The organism is Paenibacillus sp. VTT E-133280, assembly GCF_002264385.1.
GTDB classification, from domain to species: Bacteria; Bacillota; Bacilli; order Paenibacillales; family Paenibacillaceae; genus Paenibacillus_AQ; species Paenibacillus_AQ nitricinens.
In genome coordinates this window covers 17,852-38,638 of the sequence record NZ_NFUX01000033.1, presented here as the reverse complement: position 1 = coordinate 38,638, position 20,787 = coordinate 17,852, and the positions used below count along the sequence as shown (strand labels likewise).

Annotated in this window: 18 protein-coding genes; 10 read left to right on the top strand and 8 right to left on the bottom strand. The window is 43.1% G+C overall.

Going from position 1 to position 20,787, the window contains the following annotated elements:
- Positions 1-64: 64 nt before the first annotated feature.
- Positions 65-1,078: a ferrochelatase gene (hemH, locus tag CA600_RS15625; RefSeq protein WP_094871234.1), complete on the bottom strand. Its 1,014-nt coding sequence runs from the start codon at positions 1,076-1,078 to the stop codon at positions 65-67.
- Positions 1,079-1,571: 493 nt separating this feature from the next.
- Here hemH and CA600_RS15620 point away from each other — a divergent pair, with 493 nt between their 5' ends.
- A complete protein-coding gene (locus CA600_RS15620; protein ID WP_094871232.1) occupies positions 1,572-3,863 on the top strand; it encodes an FMN-binding protein in 2,292 nt (763 codons plus the stop codon).
- Between the two features lie 199 nt (positions 3,864-4,062).
- The gene (locus CA600_RS15615; RefSeq protein ID WP_094871230.1) at positions 4,063-5,019 is read left to right on the top strand and encodes a 3'-5' exoribonuclease YhaM family protein; all 957 of its coding nucleotides are present in this window, start codon (positions 4,063-4,065) and stop codon (positions 5,017-5,019) included.
- A gap of 218 nt (positions 5,020-5,237) precedes the next feature.
- On the opposite strand, the gene CA600_RS15610 is transcribed toward CA600_RS15615, so the two are convergent.
- A complete protein-coding gene (locus tag CA600_RS15610; protein WP_094871228.1) occupies positions 5,238-5,876 on the bottom strand; it encodes a 3'-5' exonuclease in 639 nt (212 codons plus the stop codon).
- 222 nt (positions 5,877-6,098) lie between these two features.
- Between CA600_RS15610 and CA600_RS15605 the strand changes: the two genes are divergently transcribed.
- Together CA600_RS15605 and CA600_RS15600 are read left to right on the top strand one after the other, a co-directional pair.
- Positions 6,099-6,716 carry a DNA-3-methyladenine glycosylase family protein gene (locus CA600_RS15605; protein ID WP_094871226.1) on the top strand — a complete coding sequence of 206 codons (618 nt, stop codon included), beginning with the start codon at positions 6,099-6,101 and terminating at the stop codon, positions 6,714-6,716.
- Between the two features lie 22 nt (positions 6,717-6,738).
- The gene (locus CA600_RS15600; protein WP_094871224.1) at positions 6,739-7,443 is read left to right on the top strand and encodes a DNA alkylation repair protein; all 705 of its coding nucleotides are present in this window, start codon (positions 6,739-6,741) and stop codon (positions 7,441-7,443) included.
- A 36-nt stretch (positions 7,444-7,479) separates the two neighbouring features.
- On the opposite strand, the gene CA600_RS15595 is transcribed toward CA600_RS15600, so the two are convergent.
- Positions 7,480-8,163, bottom strand: coding sequence for a PspA/IM30 family protein (locus CA600_RS15595; protein WP_094871223.1), 684 nt, complete (start codon positions 8,161-8,163; stop codon positions 7,480-7,482).
- Between the two features lie 47 nt (positions 8,164-8,210).
- Positions 8,211-8,429 (bottom strand): PspC domain-containing protein, encoded by a 219-nt coding sequence (locus CA600_RS15590; protein WP_042185808.1) that lies wholly within the window; start codon positions 8,427-8,429, stop codon positions 8,211-8,213.
- Between the two features lie 287 nt (positions 8,430-8,716).
- Here CA600_RS15590 and CA600_RS15585 point away from each other — a divergent pair, with 287 nt between their 5' ends.
- Positions 8,717-9,130, top strand: coding sequence for a zinc ribbon domain-containing protein (locus tag CA600_RS15585; protein WP_094871221.1), 414 nt, complete (start codon positions 8,717-8,719; stop codon positions 9,128-9,130).
- Positions 9,131-9,209: 79 nt separating this feature from the next.
- On the opposite strand, the gene CA600_RS15580 is transcribed toward CA600_RS15585, so the two are convergent.
- The gene (locus tag CA600_RS15580) at positions 9,210-10,313 is read right to left on the bottom strand and encodes a GerAB/ArcD/ProY family transporter (protein WP_094871217.1); all 1,104 of its coding nucleotides are present in this window, start codon (positions 10,311-10,313) and stop codon (positions 9,210-9,212) included.
- Between the two features lie 144 nt (positions 10,314-10,457).
- Here CA600_RS15580 and CA600_RS15575 point away from each other — a divergent pair, with 144 nt between their 5' ends.
- From CA600_RS15575 to CA600_RS15555, 4 genes are all read left to right on the top strand, one after another.
- On the top strand, positions 10,458-11,972 hold the full coding sequence (locus CA600_RS15575) for a spore germination protein (RefSeq protein WP_094871215.1): 1,515 nt from the start codon (positions 10,458-10,460) through the stop codon (positions 11,970-11,972).
- Positions 11,969-13,192, top strand: coding sequence for a Ger(x)C family spore germination protein (locus CA600_RS15570; RefSeq protein WP_094871213.1), 1,224 nt, complete (start codon positions 11,969-11,971; stop codon positions 13,190-13,192). Before CA600_RS15575 ends, CA600_RS15570 begins: the two co-directional genes overlap by 4 nt.
- A gap of 507 nt (positions 13,193-13,699) precedes the next feature.
- Positions 13,700-14,473, top strand: a complete 774-nt coding sequence (locus CA600_RS15560; protein ID WP_094871209.1) for an SDR family NAD(P)-dependent oxidoreductase — start codon at positions 13,700-13,702, stop codon at positions 14,471-14,473.
- 465 nt (positions 14,474-14,938) lie between these two features.
- Positions 14,939-15,298: a hypothetical protein gene (locus CA600_RS15555; RefSeq protein WP_094871207.1), complete on the top strand. Its 360-nt coding sequence runs from the start codon at positions 14,939-14,941 to the stop codon at positions 15,296-15,298.
- A gap of 65 nt (positions 15,299-15,363) precedes the next feature.
- Here the strand turns inward: CA600_RS15555 and nrdF are convergent, their stop codons facing one another.
- Genes nrdF through nrdI form a run of 3 tightly spaced genes read right to left on the bottom strand, consistent with a single transcriptional unit; the run spans position 15,364 to position 18,793 of the window.
- Positions 15,364-16,323 carry a class 1b ribonucleoside-diphosphate reductase subunit beta gene (gene nrdF / locus CA600_RS15550; RefSeq protein WP_094871205.1) on the bottom strand — a complete coding sequence of 320 codons (960 nt, stop codon included), beginning with the start codon at positions 16,321-16,323 and terminating at the stop codon, positions 15,364-15,366.
- A 39-nt stretch (positions 16,324-16,362) separates the two neighbouring features.
- Complete coding sequence (nrdE, locus tag CA600_RS15545) at positions 16,363-18,447, bottom strand: class 1b ribonucleoside-diphosphate reductase subunit alpha (RefSeq protein WP_094871203.1); 2,085 nt, start codon at positions 18,445-18,447, stop codon at positions 16,363-16,365.
- Positions 18,434-18,793, bottom strand: a complete 360-nt coding sequence (gene nrdI / locus CA600_RS15540) for a class Ib ribonucleoside-diphosphate reductase assembly flavoprotein NrdI (RefSeq protein ID WP_094871201.1) — start codon at positions 18,791-18,793, stop codon at positions 18,434-18,436. The genes nrdE and nrdI overlap by 14 nt, the downstream gene beginning before the upstream one ends.
- Before the next feature lie 409 nt (positions 18,794-19,202).
- Here nrdI and CA600_RS15535 point away from each other — a divergent pair, with 409 nt between their 5' ends.
- A complete protein-coding gene (locus CA600_RS15535) occupies positions 19,203-20,777 on the top strand; it encodes an alpha-L-rhamnosidase-related protein (protein ID WP_094871200.1) in 1,575 nt (524 codons plus the stop codon).
- The last annotated feature ends 10 nt before the right edge of the window (positions 20,778-20,787 follow it).

Here is a 20,787-nt window from a genome sequence, read left to right as displayed (position 1 = left end):
AACTGGCATAGCAAACCGTTTTGTCTGCAGCAAAGAATATTTGCGGACAAGACGGTTTTTTATGTTACCAGCCTATGGCGTTTTGTGCAACATGCTGAGCCAGAAATTGAAGCCAGTCCTCATGATTATTCAAGCAGGGGATCGCTGTGAAGTCTTCAGCATGTCCTCCTCCAGCCTCGAATTGTTCGCGCCCTTCTATTGCTAGCTCGTGCAGCGTTTCCAGACAATCCGTTACAAGTCCCGGTGAGAATATCAAAGGTTTATGAATTCCGCGTTCCGCTAGCTTTCCCAAAACATCAGCTGTAGAGGGACCTACCCATTCTTCGCGTCCGAAGCGTGATTGAAAAGTAAGCTGCCAGCGTTCGGGCTCCCAATTCATAGCTGAAGCGAGAAGACGCGCAGTTTCCATACATTGCTCTGGATAGGGATCACCTGTATCTGCATAACGCTTGGGAATGCCGTGGAAGGTTAGGACGAAATAATCAGGATCAGAGTTGAGAAGTTTCATTTGCTGAAGTAAATGCGACTTCATAGCGAAAATATAACCGGGTTCATTGTAATAAGTATCTATAAATCTGAGCGCTGGAATCAGTCGCTTCGTAACCGGTCCAGTGGAGCTTTGGCGTCCTAATGCAGCAAAACTTGCTTGATCGAAGACAGATGCCGTCGTAGTGGACGAATATTGCGGGAATAGCGGCACAATGATGATCCGTGTGACTCCGGCAGCTTCCAATTTGTCCATTGCTTGCTCCATACTGGGTTCGCTATACGCTAAGCCCAGCTCTACTTGATAATGCGGACCTAGAAATGCTTGCAAACCAGACTGCTGAGTTAATGAATGGGAGAGTAAAGGTGATCCTTCTGTTGTCCAGATTTGTCTGTACAGCTCAGCCGAGCGGCGTGGACGAAAGCGCAGAATAACGCCTCGCAGCAAAGGCTGCCAGAGCAGTGGTGAATAATCTATAATTCGGCGGTCGGATAAAAAACGTTTCAGATAAGGACGTACCGCCTTTGCAGTAGGTGCAGTAGGTGTGCCAATTTGGGCGAGAATAACTCCAATAGGTGGCTGTTTGTGCAATGGATTTGACTCCTTCCCATGTTAGAGATCGTTTTAAAATAGCATATCTATTCTTGAAAACACAATAATCGAGATCACGTTATTTACATAAGGAAGAGGAAGAGGGGATATTTTCTGGAAAAGATTATTAAAAATCACAATCTTGAGCAAATAGTGATATTTCTTATAGGGTGTGTGATTTTAGATACAGAGGAATGGCGGAAAACTTTGGTAGTATCAAACCAGAAATTGATGAAAAAACGCATTCATTATTTTTCTATCATCTTATGTGAATTATTTCACCTTTTATGCGGTTTATTGTTAAAAGGAAGGAATGAATAGATTTAAGGCATTCTTTTTTGGAAAGTGATGGGTCGCGCATTGGCATGAGAGGGGGGATGGGTTCTTATGAAGAGAGATGTAATGCTTCATAAGAAGAGAAGGGGCGCTGTGAAGGGTAAGTTTGGTTAAGAAAAGCTATATATCACTGGGGACTTGGTAAAGGAGAATTTTATTGAAAAAACTAATTTCTTTAACGGTTAGCGCGGCAATATTGTTAGCGCCATTTGCTTACACACTTAATGTGCCTGCTTTGAACTTGAAGGTGGATGCAGTATCCGCAGCTTCTGAAGAAGCGGATGCACCAGCAGTCAAACCAACAGCAAAACCAGCAGCAACAGCAAAGCCAGTAGCAACACCAAAAGCAACAGCAAAACCAGTAGCAACACCAAAGCCAACAGCAAAACCAGTAGAAACACCGAAAGCAACGGTAAAACCAGTAGCAACCCCAAAGGCAACAGCGGCACCAGCAGCAACGACAAAACCAGCTACAACGCCAAAAGCAACCGCTGCTCCAGCGGCTACAGTAGTTCCAGCAGCGACTGTTAAGCCTGTGCCTACAGCAATTCCGGTTACAGTTAAGGAAAATGTATATCAAGATGGAGTTTACGTAGCGTATGGCGATGCTTACTCCAAAGGTACCGAAGGCGCTAAGATCGAAATTAAAGATGGAAAAATTACTAGCATCGATCTCCTGAGAACCAGCCCTAAGCTGATCGACAGAGATGCTCGTAACAATTATAGCGCTTTATGGCAAGCTTATGGATTGATGGAGAATAAATTGATTGGCAAGACAAGAGATGGAGCAGCTGCAGTAGACGCTGTTTCGGGAGCAACACGCTCTAGTAATGGATGGAAATTGTCTGTAGACAGGGCGTTTGAAAGAGCTCTAACAGTGAAAGATACAGATGCAATTTACTTTGATGGTGTTCATATGGGCATAGATCCTACAGGTAAATATGCAGTATTTGCAACCTACGAATCCAATAAGCTCACAGCTGTTAAGGTGTACCCGCTGAACAGTGCCGGTGATTTCGTGGATGAGAAGGCCTACACAGCTGAGCAATCCGCAGCAGTTGCAGCTATAACACCAGCATTGCTGGCTAAAGGAACAGCTGCAGAGCCTGTTGCAGGACTCGAAGCCGACTTTAAGGCTGCGATTAATGCCTTCTGGGATGCTGAGCAGAATGCAAAGATTGACAATGCTTCTGCTTATGTAGACGGATTCTATTCCTCTTATGGAACTGCAAGAAGTGTGGGTGTTGAAAGAGCTGACATCGTGATCCGCAACGGTAAGCTAGTGGATGTGAAGCTGTTCAGACTTGGGAACAACCTAATTGACAGAGGTGCAACAGCTTATGCGGAAGTTGTAAAAGCTAATGCTCCGATGACAGCTAAGTTGCTTGCTAATGGATCTTACTTCACTAACTATGATGAGAAGGTTGATGGAATTTCTGGCGCTACAGAAAGCAGTCACGGTTGGAACCAAGCCGTAGAAAGAGCTTTTGAAAAAGCACTAAAAGTTCCTGGTGAAGTTAGATATTTTGACGGAAAATTCGCAGGTGTAGATAACCAATCTAAAGTATTACTGCTTGTTGATATGGCTTCAGATGCAGTTACAAACATTAAAGTAAGCTTGTTCAGTGCTGACGGCAAGCTGATCGCTGATGACAAGCTAAGTGCAGAACAAAAATCACTGGTGGGTACACTTACTTCAGGATTACTTGAAAAAGGTGTGCAAATGTCCGATATCACAGGTCAAGAGGAGCTATCCGCAGCTGCCAAAGCTGCACTGACGGATACTTTGACTAACGCATCCAAAGTTCAAGGGACCTATAAAGACGGAACGTTTACTGCATTTGGTGATGCTTATGATAAAGGAACAAATAGAGCAGACGTTACACTACGTAACGGTAAGATCGTAAATATTGCTTTGTATCGTGTAGGAATGAATCTTGTGGATAGAGGCAAAGCTGCTTACCCAGAGGTGGTAAAAGCAATTCCACAATTGACTTCTAGCTTCCTTGCAGCAGGTACTAGAGAAGCTGTGCAAGCTGTAGACGCTGTTTCAGGTGCAACTAGTAGTAGTGTAGCTCTCAAGACTGCGGTGGATAGAGCATACGGGAAAGCTGAAATTGTAGAAGCTAATAAAGCGGCTTACTTTGATGGAATCTTCATTGGTGTAAGTGCTGATAAGCTTGTGAATGTTATGACATATGTAGAACATGGCGTTCCTGTTAAAATGCTTGTTTACTATCTGGATAAGAATGGAAGCACAAGAACGGTTAACCAATTGACTGACGCTGAGCTGGCTGTGAAGAGCGAGATTGAGTCGACTTCCACAGGTTATAGCTTACACAAGTATGGATATCGCGCAGCAGCCTTCGGAAATAATGATGCTGAGAAAGAAGTTTCTGCAAAAGTGGTAGAAGCTATTAAATCAGCCCTTGAATCCGCTGGTAAATAAGCAATTATCAATCAATACTTAATCTATACAGGGGGTTATTCTAGAGCCATATTATGGCCCGTGGAGTAACCTCCTTTATCTACCTGTACATAAAAGTGAAAATAGATCGTATAGTGATTTAAAGGGATTTTGGACGTGAGTGTCTAAAGTTTAATATAGAGAGCAGGTACAAAGCCTGTTATTAATAGGAGGCTTCAACATGACACAAATTAAACAGCTCGCTCCACAGGATGAATTTGTTGGCTTTTATCTCTTAAGAGAGCTAGCGATCAAACAAACGAACGGTACTCCTCCAAAGGATTATTTCGACCTGGTCTTGGGAGATTCCAGTGGACAATTGTCCGCGAAATATTGGGACGTCAGCACAACAGATAAAGAAACTTTTTTTCCTATGGCACTGGTGAAGGTTCGCGGGATTGCGCACACTTATCGTGAGAAATTGCAAATCAAAGTAACCAAAATCAGATTGGTGAACGATGAGGATGGCGTAGCGTTAACGGATTTCATTCGCTCCGCTCCTATTCGTCCAGTAGACCTTATTCATACGATTAAAGGGGTTATGGCAAGCATTACAGATCCGGAGATTGCTTCGATTGTCTCCTTTTGTGTAAGCAAAGTGGAAGAGAAATTGATGCATTATCCGGCTGCCAAAACGCATCACCATGCTTATTTTGCCGGACTTGCTTATCATATGGTCCGTATGCTGGAGATTGGGGATTTTCTGTGCAAGCAGCGTCCATTCCTGAATCCAGATTTAATGAAAGCTGGAATTATTCTGCATGATATCGCGAAGCCGGAGGAGATGGTCTCTCAGCTCGGGATTGTCTCAGAATATAGTGTTCAGGGTAAGCTGATTGGTCATATTTCGATGGCATCTAACTGGATTACGGAAGCGGCCATCCGTTTAGACATTGATTTGAATTCAGAGAAGGTTCTAGCGTTACAGCATCTCGTATTGTCACACCATAACCTGGGTGAATGGGGCAGTCCTGTTCAGCCGCAAACGGCTGAGGCCGTAGCGCTGCATCATATTGACGCGATGGATGCGAAGCTGCAGATGGTCGAGGATGCGCTGGATACCACACCAGAAACCGAAGAATGGACGCCATTCATCAGAGGATTGGAGAATAAAGCAGTATATCGGATGAAGATTTAGTATGTTGTGTTGATCTTGGTTGGTGATCTGGAAGAACCGATGGGATGTTCACTGATCGCTGATAGAATATACGGAATTCTTCCCTATAATGACCAGCAAGGTTAGATTTCTTCATAGTGAATGAATCGGCATGTATGCTATATCATTTCGAATGCAAAACACCCAACCAGCTGTTATAAGCCGATTGGGTGTTTTTTGCTAAACAACTTAATATTTTCTTATAAATAGAAGTTTTTCGTTCTTTGATTGTTCACAGGTTTCTTAGCAGGCTTACTCTTACGAGCAGAAAAAGGAGTGTATCCACCAGCAAACATTGTTCCGCTAGTATATCCTTGGCTGCTAGAGAGCAAAAGCGGGTCAAGGTGTGATTCTCGCTCCATAAGCATTAATAGAACTAAAGCCGCTGCGCGTGCGTCATCGAGAGCGTCATGGTGCTTCAGCTCAATGCCGAAATGCTCGGATACTACATTAAGTTTATGAGAGGGAAGCTCGGGCAGCATTTTTTTCCCTAATAAATAAGTACATAAGTATTGAAAGCTCGGATAGCTTATGGACATCCCATCGAGGCAATACCGCAGTACACTCATATCAAAAGCGGCATTGTGTGCTACAACGATTCGTCCATGCAGCAAAGGTTCAACGGCGGGCCATAATTCGTGAAAAGTAGGTTGACCGATTACCATGGAAGGGGTGATGCCATGTATCGAAATGTTCATGCCGTCAAACCGCTGTTGCGGATCGATCAGCCAAGAATGTTCTGCAGTGATAACGCCATCTTTAACTTCCACAAGTCCTAAAGCACAGGCGCTGGATCGACTGGAATTCGCCGTTTCAAAGTCAATTGCTATAAAGTCCATTCGTAAAGCTCCTCATCTATCATATATACATTCATATTAAAGTAGTAAAATGATAAATACAATCTAGTACAAGTTACAAATAGTAGTTGAGTAAAAATAAGGTGTACAAGAAGTGTTGTAGCTTTTTCAAGTTTCGTTATCTTGCTATCCTATTCAAGAATCCGTACACTGCAAAATAGATATTGTATATTATTGTTAAGCTCAAAAACGGGAGGACATACTTTGGGAGTTGTAATCACTAAATTTTTTGAATATGGACAAGCAGAAATCGATTACCTCGGAAGTGTGGACCCAGTGCTAGGTGCGACGATGGCGCGAATGGGGAAAGTGGAACGTGTGATTATTCCAGATCTTTTCACTGCGCTTATTTATGCCATAGTAGGTCAGCTAATCTCAGTCAAAGCAGTTCGGACCATCTGGACAAGAATGCAGGCTCAATTCGGAGAAATCACTCCGCTGCAGCTAGCTTTACACACGGCGGATGAGATTCAGGGTTGCGGTATGACGATGAAAAAGGCAGTTTGTATTCATGACATTTCCAAGCTGATTGCTGATGGGGCGTTTAAGCTGGAGGAACTACTTGGGTTATCCGATCAAGAGGTTATTCAAAGACTCATGAAGTTAAAAGGCATCGGTAAGTGGACAGCAGAGATGATGCTAATCAATTGTATGGAGCGCCCAGATGTAGTTAGTTGGGGAGATATCGCCATTCGTCGTGGCATGATGAAGTTGTATGGGCTTGATACGCTTACCAAAGAGCAATTCGAACAATACCGTCTCAGGTACTCACCCTTCGGTTCGGTAGCCTCCATATATTTATGGGAGATTTCATTTCAATAATTAATACGTAGGGAGCATTATAGTGGAGAAATCAATAAAGGAACAGCTAGTGGAGTTGGCAGATGCGGACTACCAGAAGTTTTCTGCGGCTTTACTTCCGACGATTGATAATGTGATAGGAGTCAGGCTACCGGAGCTGCGTAAACTCGCCAAAACCATTGCAAAGGGTGACTGGAGAGCCTATTTGGAGCACGCCGAGTCAGATTATTTTGAAGAAGTAATGCTGCAGGGTATGGTGCTTGGTTACGTGAAAGCAGAGCTTGAAGACATCCTGCGATATATCGCAGATTTTATCCCCAAAATCGATAACTGGTCGGTATGTGATAGCTTTTGTACAGGACTGAAGTTTACCTTGAAGAATAAAGAACAGATGTGGGATTTTATAGTTCCGTATCTATCATCTGACGAAGAATACGAGATTCGATTTGCGGTAGTAATGATGCTTAATTTCTTTATTGAAGAAGCGTACATCAACCGGATTTTACAACTACTCGATAAGGTCAGACATGAGGGGTATTATGTAAAAATGGCAGTTTCTTGGGCGTTATCGATGTGTTATGTGAAGCTGCCTGCGGCTACGATAGGTTATTTGAGAACTAATACTTTAGATGATTTCACCTATAACAAGGCTTTGCAGAAAATCACAGAGTCTTACCGTGTAGATCCGGAATCGAAAAAAATGATTCGCGGGATGAAGAGGAATAGAAAAAACAAGCCCCTTATATAGCTCAGTAGCTGAGAAATAAGGGGCCTGTTATTATATTTATTTTTTGTCGGTATTGATTTTCCGGTTGCGGATACGTTCAATTTCATCATCAACAGCACTACGAAGGTTAGGATCAATGGACGAAGCTGCGCCTGCTCCTGAGTTGGATTTATACTTGGCGTTTTCCGCCAGAGCTTCCCACTCGAAAATCTTCTCTTCCATTCGTTCGAAGCCACGTGAAGCGGTACCCACATTAGGTCCTTTTACACTGTTGCTATGAGGAGCGGAGCTTAGTGTTTCTGTAGCTTGCTGAGCACGAGCGATAAGTTCAGTTCTTTTCGCTTTAAGCTGTTCGCGCTCTTCTTTAGCTCTAGCGATATTGATCTCCAGCTCTGCCAGGGATTGCTGCGTTTGCACCTGACTATTGATACTCTCATCCAGCTGTTCTGTATACCGCAGCTTGGCCATGAGTGTAAGGCGCGCTCTTTCTTCATTTCCTTGCTCAACCGCCTGAACGGCTTCAGCTTCGCTTTGCTCTATCAACTGAGTATATTCTTGCTTACGGCGTTCCAATACACTCGCTGTAACTTTTAAATCACGCTCATTGCGTTCTGCCGCAGCTATTTCGTTCTCAAGATCGCGCAGATACTGACCTGTCAGTAGCACTGGATTTTCTAATTTGTTCAGACCTTCGTGTAGGGCAGCTTTAGTAAGGGTGGAAATTCTTTTGAATAAACTCATGTTATATCTCTCCTTAGTATGTTTGATTGGTATTAAAGGACGATCTGTTAATAGAAATCATGTCCATCCGAAAAGCTGCCAAAAGGTTCTTTAGGGACGATGATGCTGGCGATAAAGTAAAAGATAAGAACGGTACCGAAGCTGAAAAGTGCTGCCGCAACCGTTACGAGACGGAGAATTGTGGCATCGATGCCTGACCAACTGGCAAGACCTCCGCATACACCACTAATTTTCTGGTCACTTCTGGAACGATATAATTTTTTCATTTATTATTGTCATCCTCTCTGATGGGGGTGAGTATTATTAAATCTTGCAACCCGCTTGCTTATGTACTTATTGTATAGCCTTTTCGAATGTGGCAAAACGGCCTGAAGGCGGTTTTAAATACCAGACCTGAGTCGAGGTTCGTTCCCGCAGGAAGGCGGGGGAAATAAGTTCATGATTGTGGATGAACTACAAATCGCGGTTGAAGTTAGGTACAATAAAGAGAGGAATACTTGTGGCGGTGTCGAAATATGCTTATATATGACTACTACGGAATTGGGGGCTGAACATGAGCTTTTTTAACAAGGTAAAGGCAGGCGTAAGCGAGGCTGGGAATAAGGCAAAGACAGTGGTGGAGATCAATCGTTTGAAATTACAGAACAACAGCAAGCAGAATGACATTGACCAGCAGTATCAAGTAATGGGTAAACTGTTGTTTGAAGCTGTAACACAAGGAGCAGGACCACTGCCGAGTGAGCAGATCGAGAAGAATATTTCCCGTATTCTTGAACTGAAGTCGGAGATTGAGGTCAATCTGCAGCAAATCGCTGGGTTGTCTGATGTGAAGCACTGTAAAGCATGCGGTGGAAATGTGGCCATCGAGGCTCGCTTTTGTCCGAGTTGTGGATCAACCTTTGAAGTGTCAAATGAACCTATTCGTGACGTAACACCATCGTCGATACCTTTGGATAAGAAGGAATAAATCTACAACAGGCAAGTAATTCATTAAAAAAAGGACAGCTCAATAGCTGTCCTTTTTTTAATTTCGGAAGTGAGGTCGTTTAGCCTTTGGTTGCAAGACGTTTTTTAAAATAATACACAATTAGCAACATAAGCGGCAGAACAAATGCAAGAGTGAAATCCCAATCTACCCAGTAGGCAGGGATTTCCTTTACATAGAAAATGATGTCTTTGGCAATCAGTTGTGACATACCAAATAACAAAAATCCAGTGGGTATGATCAGTGGGCGATGGCTTTTAAGTTTAAATAATTGGGCTGTACCTAATGTTAAAGCATAGTAATAAATGGCTGTTTTGAAGTATGTACTGATAATCCATGCTGTAGCCATAAGCGCTTCAATACGTTGCAGAGAATTAGCAATATTAATTTTTTGAGCAAGAATATATGCGGCATAAAATTGATGTTCAGAAGCGTAAACACCAAGAACGGTAATGGAAAAAAATAAGATGAGGTTAAGTCCCAGAGCTCCGATGATCAAGGCTATGAAAATATCCCGGCTAGTTTTGCTATTCTTCTGAGCATAAGGATATACCATAAGAAACACGCACAATTCACCAAAAGGATAAAAAACACCATACATCAAAGTATGGAGCATGTCCGGTACTGGTGTGTTCATGATGGGGTATAAACGTTCCATTTTGACATCGGGTGTTAGCAGAAGCAGCAGACCAATCAAAAAAACTGCAAACAAAGGGAAAAAAAGCTGAGCTGCCCGTCCCAATGTCTCCAGACCCAATCGTACGCCATATACCAGCAGGAAAATGGCCATAAAACGGATAACCCCACCGGGTGTTTTCTCGTAAATCTGTGTACACATGAAATCTTCAATTTCTCTTATGTAGGTGGAAGCTGCAATCAGGAAGAACACTAGATAGAACAAGGCTACAGCTGTTCCGGCCCATTTTCCTAGAATTTGTAGGCTAAGCTCGATAATATTCTTGTCGGGTTCAATGTCTGCTAAGCAGAGCAACAGTTTTATGGTTGTCAGGCCCAAGGGAATACTAATCAAAGCAGCAATCCATGCATCTTGTTGCGCTCCTGATATCATTAACGCTGGATACACAAGCGCCATATCCCCAATAAATGTGAATAGCCCGAGTATAATCATTTGATTGGTACTAATTCGATCTTTCTCCAAATGCATATACCCCCTCAAATTTATTGGACTAGTTTTAGTATGGTTGTAGTTACCAGAATTATGCCATTCCGAATTTTAATCAGAAAGGAATAATTATCAAAATTAACATCAAACTATACTCATTAATCTAAGTGAAGTGGAGGCTACATCATGAAGAGCTCGGAGACTGTTAGACTATCAAACCGATTGAAAACCAATATTGATCAGTTGTACGGGTTGCTGGGCGGAAGTTCTGATGTAGTGATAAAAGAGTTGCAGATAGAAGAAAATACTCATATTTCTTTGATTTACATAGATGGTCTTGTAGATACTCAGGTGCTGCACAATTCAATTTTGTATTCTTTGCAGGAACATATTCCTTATGAACAGCTGGGGAAGCTTGAACCCGAGCAGAAGATTGAGATTATTAAGAAACAAATATTAATAGCCGGTGATCTAACCGTCATCGTTGATTTCAACCAATTTGTACACGAATTATTGTCCGGTAGTGTAATGCTGCTGCTCGATGGGACATCCACCGCTCTCCGGATCGGTTTACCTGGCTGGGAAGATCGCAATGTAGGAGAACCCAGTTCGCAATCGGTTGTACGAGGTCCAATGGAAGGATTCACGGAGAATTTGCGGACGAATACAGCACTGGTTCGGCGGAAAATAAAAGATAGCCATTTATGGCTGGAAACCGTTCAGATCGGAAGGGTGACTCAAACTAGCGTATCCATTATGTATCTAAGTAACATAGCGAATAAGGATTTGGTGCAAGAAGTAAAACACCGTCTGAATAAAATTGATACGGACAGTATTCTCGAGAGTGGATATATTGAAGAGTTTATTCAAGAGACGGCAGTTACACCTTTTCCTACTGTATACAACAGTGATCGTCCGGATACGATTGCAGCAGGTATTTTGGAAGGAAAAGTAGCCATTCTTGTTGATGGTACCCCTTTTGTACTATTGGTACCCACATTTTTTGTAGCATTTTTTCAGTCTGCTGAGGATTATTACCAAAGAGCAGATATTGGAACATTGCTGAGATTAGTTCGTTTTATTTCGTTTTTTATTACTTTGCTTGCACCTTCATTGTATGTTGCGATTACTACGTATCATCAGGAGATGATACCGACCAATCTTGTAATTAGTTTAGCTGCCCAGCGGGAGAGTGTTCCTTTTCCTGCTTTTGTCGAGGCGCTGATCATGGAAATGACTTATGAGATTTTGCGGGAGGCGGGGGTGCGGATACCTAAAAATATTGGACAGGCAATTTCCATTGTCGGAACGTTGGTGATTGGGCAAGCAGCGGTTGCGGCGGGTTTTATTTCCTCTGCAATGGTCATCATTGTATCGCTTACAGCCATTTCCAGTTTTGTTATTCCGGAGACAGGAATGTCTATAGCTGCACGGATGATCCGTTTTGTGCTTATAGCTTTGGCAGGATTTATCGGATTATATGGCATTCTATTCGGGATTTTTATCATCGTACTGCATTTGTCGAGCTTGCGTTCTTTCGGAATGCCTTACATGAGTCCGCTCGGACCTTATAACTCAAAAGACTTAAAAGACTCAATTTTTCGCTTTCCGTGGCCTTTTTTAAAGACAAGACCTGCTGAGAACAAGACACAGAACCTATTTCGTCAAAGCACATCCAGTGATGAGGAATCAACACAATGAATAAAAAATTAGTTAGAGGCGCTCTCCGATTGATGATAGCTCTCCAATTTACTTTAGTGCTAAGTGGCTGTTGGGAAAGAAAGGAGCTAAATGAGGTAGCCTTTGTCCTGGGGATAGGGATCGACAAGGCTGAAACTGGTTATACAGTTTCGATGCAGGTCGTTATTCCATCTGCAATTTCCTCACAATCGAATGGAGGAGGGGGAGGTACTGGAGTCCCGGTGGTTGTTTATAAATTTACGGTACCTACATTTTATGATGCACAACGTATGTTGAATCTGGATAGTTCTAGAACAAGTTATCTTGGTCATATCCGGGTGTTAGTGATTGGGGAGGAACTTGCCCGCTCCGGAGTGGGCGAGATACTGGACGTATTTAAAAGAAGTCGGGAACCTCGAATGGATTTCTACGTTATGGTTGCCAGAAATACAACCGCTAGCGATGTCTTGAATGTCCTTACACCTATGGATAAATTACCAGCGAACAAATTATTTAGTTCCCTAGATAATTCTTATAAAGATTCAGCAAAAACAGTCGCTGTCACGCTGGATGATTTTATTGAAACTTTAATGTCCCAAGGTGAAAACCCTGTACTTACCGGAGTGGAAGTTATGGGAGATCCCAAAGAGGGTGGAGATAAAAGCAATGTAGAGCGAACAATGCCTAAGGCGAGATTGGAATACCATACTGTTGCTGTGTTCAGAAAAGACAAACTGATCGGTTGGCTAAACGAGGGTGAAACGATCGGTTACAATTATATCAATGATAAGGTAACCTCACATTCTGGTCCGGTAGCAGGGGAAGACGGAAAACCTATTGTTATCGAAGCGATCCAGGCTTCAACCAAACGCAAAGTAAAAATTATTGATGGGGAGCCGCATATTTACCTTAATGTGAAGACGCTTTGCAATATTGAAGAAGTGCAAAGTGTGGAGAATTTGGAACTGGTAAGCACTATAAGACGGTTGGAGAAGGAAACAGAGGAACGGATTATTGAGCGGATGCAAAACACTGTGGAGCAAGTAAATAATCGCTTCAATGTTGATATTATGGGATTTGGACAATCGATCTACCATGCCAGCCCTAAAGCTTGGGCAAAGCTACAGCAAACAAAAGGCGATGACTATCTTAAATCATTACCCGTCCATTATAGTGCCTCAGTAGTTATTAACCGCGTGGGTCTAACAGATAATTCTTTTCTTGAAAAAATCAAGGAGTGAAGCCAAATGATAATACTGTTTTTTTTGGTGATTGCTGTTGGTTGTATGGCACTTGATTTGCCTAAATTAATACGAAAGCGCCGAGTACGTGATCTTAGCGTATATTTTATATTTTGGATTTTGGGGCTTGGCGCGACCTTATGCGCGTTGTTAAAGTTGAACATCCCCAGTCCGCTGTTTCTAATTATCCTTATCTATAAGCCAATAAATAATTTGTTTGGAATATGGTTTCATTAACAACGACGGATTTGCAAACTACCAAACCCCTTAGAATATACATTGGATAAAACTTCTGGTTTTTCTGATGAAATTCTAAGGGGTGTATTTTTTATGTCGATCAAAATATTGATTGCTATATACAATTAAATACAATAAAGTTGTCATATAGAGGATAATTTTGTCGATTTTTCTGCAAAAATGTTCCAATTCGCATTGCATCAGGTGACTTTAGGGTCTATGAGGTTCGAATCCTCCTCCTGAAAAAGACAGAAGAAAGTGGTGCACATAATGAGTAGCAACAGATTTGAGAACAAAGTAGTTATTATTACAGGTGCAGGTACAGGAATCGGAAAAGCTACAGCCTTAAGAGTAGCAAGTGAGGGTGGTACTGTAGTAGTTGCCAATCGATCAGATGCTGGAGCTAACACAGTTGAAGAAATCAAAGCTTTAGGCGGGCAGGCGTTGTTTGTTCGGGCAGACGTTTCTCTTGAAGCAGACTGCAAAAATATTGTAGATCAAACATTGGCAGCCTACGGAAAAATTGATTGCCTTTACAACAACTCAGCAATTACAGGAGATAATGCGGATGTTACAGAATATGATCCGATATTGTTTCAAAAGGTGATTCAGACAAATCTTAATGGCCAATTCTACATGTTGCATTATGCATTACCACATATGAAATCCGGAGCTTCCGTTCTAAATTGTTCCTCTTTGCATGGTATTTTCATTGGGATGGCCAATGATGCAGCCTATTCAGCAAGTAAACATGCCATTGTAGGCATGACTAAATCCGTTGCCAAAGAAGTGGGTCACCGGAACATCAGAGTAAATGCTATTTGCCCTGGTCCTATCCCAACACCAACCATGAACAGATATGAAAAGCTGTTGTCTGATGATGTAGAGATGCTTCAATCTCTTATCGCTTCTGGAACGGCTCTGGGCAGATACGGTACGCCTGAGGAAGTAGCTGCATTTGCATGCTTCCTACTAAGTGATGAGGCTTCCTTTATTACAGGTACAGCACATGTGATTGACGGGGGCTATTCCGCAACAAAGTAATTAAGGATTAATTTACTTATATAACAACTAATATATAATATTAAAGGCTTTGCGGCGTATTCTGGTTCCAAAAACCTGTAGGGTGACTGGATTAAAATTGGAAGTCGCACGCAGAGTCTTTTTTAGTTGTCTAAAAACAGATTCTTCGTATGTTGGCAAATTGCATGCTTGTAAGGGACAGCTGATACACAAAAATGAATGAATTAAGGGAAATATGACCATGGATATGTTGGAATTTGTAGAAAATTGTATTTTAATATAAATAAAAAAAGAAATTTGTCGATAATAATATAGGTAATATGTATTAGTTAATATTCTAGAAAGGGTGTTGTTATAAAAACGATGCAGGAAGTAGATGTCTTCGCCCTGAAAAAGCCTGGGGCAGGTATTTTTTGTCTGTGAAGTTACATATATTTTCATCTCTATCATTAAAAAAATAACTTTAAAACTTGGAGGAAAAAAATTATGCCATACACAATTAAGTATAACCAAAATGAGAACCATATCGATGTAGTATCTATTGATTTTTCAGCTGAAGATGTTCCAGGATACCTTAAAGACTTTGAAAATATCATGAAGCTTGTTAAACCTAAATTTACAGGAACAACTGATGTAACAGAATCTAAAAGTGTACTTACTCCTGAGGTTGCAGCTATGCTAGCCCCTACAGGTGCGATGGCGAGTGAAGCTGGTCAAGCAGGATGGGCTTATGTAACTAAAAATCCAATTTGGAGAATGCAATTGAAACGTATTTTTGGTAGAGATTTTGCAGATGCTTACGATACCTACGAAGAAGCCAGAACATACCTAAAAAGTTTGCAATAATCTAATATTACAGTTAGCAAAAAAGTGCGGAGAATGTTCTCTGCACTTTTTTGCTTTATCTATATTTAAAATTGAAAGTCTTCATCTTTTAGCGGCTCCACGTTAAGCGCCCGCACGTATCCGTTCCCTTTTTTCGAGAAGAAATCATGCTGCTTGGTGTGGGTACTGATACCATTCTGAACAATCGGGTTGATCTCTTCCTCGTCGAATAGCGGATCATGGCCCAGATTCATCATGGCTTTATTGGCATTGTATCTAAGGAAAGTCTTAACCTCGTCCACCAGTCCGATGGGAGCATAGATCTGCTCTGTATAACGTTCTTCATTCTCATGGAGCAGTCTAAGGAGGTCTACCAGCTTCTGGTGTAGCTCGCGTTGCTCGTCCTCTGGAAGCCCGTCAAAGATCTCCTGCGCCAGTACACCGACATATACCCCATGAATGCTCTCATCCCGTAGAATAAGGTCGATAATCTCACCGCTGCAAGTCATTTTGCCTTGACCGGCCAGATATAGGGGGTAGAAGAAGCCACTGTAGAACAAGTAGCTCTCGAGCAGTACTGAGGCTGCCATGGCAAGGTACAGATCTTTGGGTGAATCTATTTTTTTGTAATATTGTGATATGGTCTCTGCCTTGAACTGCAGATAAGGATTCTCTTCAACCCAGCGGAATACACTGTCAATCTCCTCCGTGGAGGACAAAGTGGTGAAGATGCTGCTGTACGATTTGGCGTGAATCTGTTCCATCATGCCCATAAAGCCAAGCACAGCCTTGCGCTGAAGGCCTTCGACATGCTCCATAATCTGCGGCATACCTACTCCGCCTTGAATCGTATCCAGCAGCGTGAGTCCGCCGAGTACCTTCATATAGGAATCCTTTTCTGTCTCGCTGAGTGTGAGCCAGGACATTTTATCATCGGATAATGGGATTTCATCGTCCGTCCAGAATTGCATAATGTTCTGATTCCAGAACATCAATGAGAAATCGTCGTCAGGACGGTTCCAGTTAACGGCTTGGATAGCGGTCATAATATGGCAATCTCCTTTTCTGCGGCTATAGCCTTCCAGTTAGATAGAGCAGGTGAGGCATTCCTCAACGGACAGCTTTTTGGTCCGGGTGTAATACAGCGACTTCAAACCTTTATGCGCCGCGTACAGATAGGATCGGGCCAGTTCTCTGGTGGAGACATCGCTGTTCACATGCAGAACGGTCGAGATGCCCTGGTCGATATGGGGCTGGATTTCCGCGATCAGATCGATTACCTTGAACTGATCCATTTGGTAAGCCGATTTATAGAAAAATACATTATCCGGCCGCAGGTACGGCATTGGATAGTAAGTCGTTGAATTGGCATAAGTCCGTGTCTCAATCTGCTCTACAATAGGCATAACACTTGAAGTGGCATTTTGAATATAGGAAATGCTGGCAGTTGGCGCAATCGCCAAACGGTAAGCATGATAAAGACCCTTTGCTTTTACTGCATCGCGTAGTTGTTCCCAGTCCGCAGGGGATGGTATGAAAATATCACCGAACAGCTCTTGTATTCTTGGCGTTACAGGGCGGTAATCTGTAGTCAGGTAACGCTCAAAATAAGCTCCTGTCGCATAATCAGAAGCCTCGAATCCCTGGAAAGACCGGCCAGTTGCAGCAGCGATCTCCATGCTTTTCTCCAGTGAATGGTAGTTCATGGTCATGAAAAAGGTCCGGGCAAAATCGCGAGCCTGTTCGCTTTCATAGGCGATCTTGTTCTTGGCCAGATAGCCGTGTAAATTCATAACACCGAGACCAACCGAGTGCATCTCTTTGTTTGCTTTGGCTACGCCTGGGGCATTGGAGATGCTGGTCATATCGCTGACAGCGGTCAGGGCGATCATGCCCTCATGTACCGATTCACGGATTTTGCCATGCTCCATCACGTTGACAATGTTCAAGGAAGCCAGATTGCAGCTAACATCACGGCGGATAGTATTCTCCTGCCCGTAGTCGGCAATCTCAGAGGTCTCCTGCAGCTGGAAGATTTCCGTGCAGAGGTTGGACATTTTGATCTGTCCTACGTTTTTCAGGGCATGAGCTTCATTGGCGTTGCTCTTGTTCATAATATATGGATAGCCAGATTCCAGTTGGATCATGGCGATTTTGGTCAGCATATCCCGTGCGCTCATGGCCTTTTTCTTTTTGACACGTGGATCGGCTAGCAGCTTATCGTACATTTCATCCAAATCCATGTCATCAAGATGCGTGCCGTAAGCTTTGTACACACTGTAAGGGGCAAATACATGGAGCGGTTCATTGTCCTTCGCCAGCTTATAGAAGCGATTCGGAATGATTAGGCCGATGGACAGGGTTTTGAGTCTTGTTTTTTCATCGGCATTGATCTTCTTACTGTCGAGAAATTCAAGAACATCCCAGCCAAAAATGTTGTAGTAAGCGGCTCCAGAGCCTTTACGTTGACCCATCTGGTCAGCATAGGAGAAGCCGTCCTCCATCAGCTTGAGCACAGGTATAATGCCTTTGGCTGCATCTTCAACCCCTTTAATGGTCTCCCCGCGGGAGCGAAGCTTGGACAGGTTGACAGCCACGCCACCGCCGATCTTCGACAGCTGCATGCAAGTATTTAGTACATAGTTGATCGAATTAAGCGAGTCATCCATTTCAATAAGAAAGCAGGACACTAGCTCACCGCGACGGCTCTTGCCGGCATTCAAGAAGGTCGGAGTCGCCGGCTGTAGGCGCTGCTCCATCATTGAACGGGCAAGCATGCTGGCAGTGTCGGCGTTCCCGCGTCCTAGGTGAAGGGCAACTGCCGCCACACGGTCCGGGTAATGCTCCAGATATTGCTTACGGTCATTGGTTTTTACAGCGTAATCCGTATAGAACTTCGAAGCTGCCATATAAGATGGAAAACTGAAGTTGTAGGCATGGGTAATTTGATAAACTTCCTCAATTTCAGCCACGCTGTACTGCTCGTAAAAATTTTCATAGAAATCCTGTTCAATCATATAATCAACCTTGGCCTTTGTATTCGCAAAAACCAGGCTACGCCGTTCTACATCCCGCATAAATTCGGCTACTGCCTCAAGGTCTTTATCCAATTGAAAGAAGCCACTTTCGTCTCTCTTCATCAACATGTTGTTTAATTCAATATGCCGCAACTCGGCTCACCTCCTGTTTAATTCGTTCTACATCACCAAATGTGCCTGATAGTTCAAATTTCCCAATAACTGGCACGTTGTACCGATCTGCAATCAAGTCTGCACTATTCGCGAACAGCTCGCCCCAGTTCTTGTTGCCGCTGGCGGCGATGCCCTTCAAATTGGAATAATTGTTCTTTAAGAAAGTAGACACCTTCTCTGGAATTTGTCCAAAGCCGGTGGTATATGTAATAAGCACATAAGGCTCATCAATGGTCATATGCTCTTCAATCTGCACAGCTGGCAGCTTAAGCTTACCAATGAAGCGTTTGACGTTTCCTGTTTTCGAATCGTATGCGACTAGCATGGAGTCTCTCCCCCTGTATATATTAAACCTACATTAAATACTGTAAAGATTGAATAGATAAGCTGTAAATACTGGAAAATCATATCCATACTATATTTAGTGTGCGTTGTTTATTTTAATCACTATATGTTGAAAAGTCAACATGGAAAGAGCCCTTATTTGTTGGGAATTAGTCTAGTAAACGTTCTATTAAAGTATTGAAATCGCGGAGATTCGCAGGTTATTGCAGTTTATTAAGGCAGCTGTACTGTTTTTCATGCTGCATCTTTTTTTATCATGACAAACTAGCTTCGCTCCGTCGATCAGAACTGTAATAAGAGTAAGATTACCTGTATTCACTGCATGTTCAGGCAAGTGGAATTGAGGTTTACTAGAGGGGGAATAAGACAAACGAAGGAGGATATTGATTATGACTCAAGCGATGCAGCGCCAGCAAGCAGTAACTATCCATAAAAATGAGGCGTTTGCTTTAACCGCAGAGCAGCTTCTGCCCCAGCTTATTTACCGGAAATGTTCACCGAAGCAGATCATCCGGGTTGTAAAGAGAGAACTAGCGGTGCATGGTTGGCAGGCTGAAACGTTTCAAAATGCGGAGCCTCTTTCTTCCATTGTTTTTGGGAAGGGGGAGGAGGTTATTCTGGATTTCGGAGAACATTTGGTTGGACGGTTGGCCATACAGATCATTCCTATAGGCAGCCCCCCGGATGCTCCGCTACATCTGCAGATCACCCTCGGAGAAATGCCGGTGGAGATGGCTGAACCTTTCTCGGATTATGACGGCTGGCTTAGCAGCTCATGGCTGCAGGAAGAGCGGGTTCATCTGGATGTGCTTCCTGCATTACTAAATATGGAACGTAGATACAGCTTCCGATATGTAAAGCTTAGGGTTCTTGATACGTCACTCAAATATAAAATATCCTTTGCCGAAATCAGCTGTATAGCAGAAACCTCGGCTGACCGCTCTTTTCTAGCTCCGCTGGACCACCTGGATGCGGAACTGCAGGCCATTGATGAGGTCAGTGTGAAGACGCTCGAAGAATGTATGCAGGAGGTCTTTGAAGACGGGCCTAAGCGGGACCGCAGACTGTGGCTTGGGGATCTGCGGCTGCAGGCGCTGGCCAATTACGAAACGTTCTCAGGCAACGATTTGGTTAAGCGATGCCTGTACTTGTTTGCAGCTTATCCTGATGAGCGAGGACAGATCACAGCCAACTTGTTCATGAAACCCCATGTGATCCCTGACGATACGTATCTCTATGATTATTCACTTTTTTTTGTATCTACTCTGTGTGATTATTTCTTGGCTACTGATGACCGGAATACGCTGGAAGAGCTGTGGCCGTCTGCTTATCGGCAGATAGAAATAGCCTTAGAGCGATTAGATGAGCGTGGCATTGTGACCGACAATGAGACTTGGTGGGCCTTTATTGACTGGCATCCGGATCTGAACAAACAGGCTCCGGCGCAGGCCATTTTAATCTATAACTTGAAATGCGCTGTGGAGCTGGCTGCTCTTCTCGGAGATGAAAGACAGGATCGTTTACGGCAGACGATTGAAGAGCTTACGCAAGCCACTTTGGAACATTTATGGGATTCTGAATTAAGCTATTTCGTGAGCGGGGACATTCGGCAGGTTTCGTGGGCTTCTCAGATTTGGATGGTGCTTGCTGGAATTGTAGAAGAAGAGTGTGGGAAGGAAATATTGCTCAGGCTTCAGCAGGATTTGTCTCCCATTCCGATGACCACACCTTATATGGTTCACCATTTCATTGAGGCACTGATCCAGGTAGGTGAAAGAGACAACGCCATTTCGGAGATCAAGAAGTATTGGGGGCAGATGATTAAAGACGGGGCTGATACGTTCTGGGAGCTGTATAATCCAAGTGATAAGAGCTTTTCACCCTATGGCAGTCATTTGATTAACAGCTATTGTCATGCCTGGAGCTGCACACCATCGTATCTGATCCGCAAATATCAATTATAAACAGATGCAT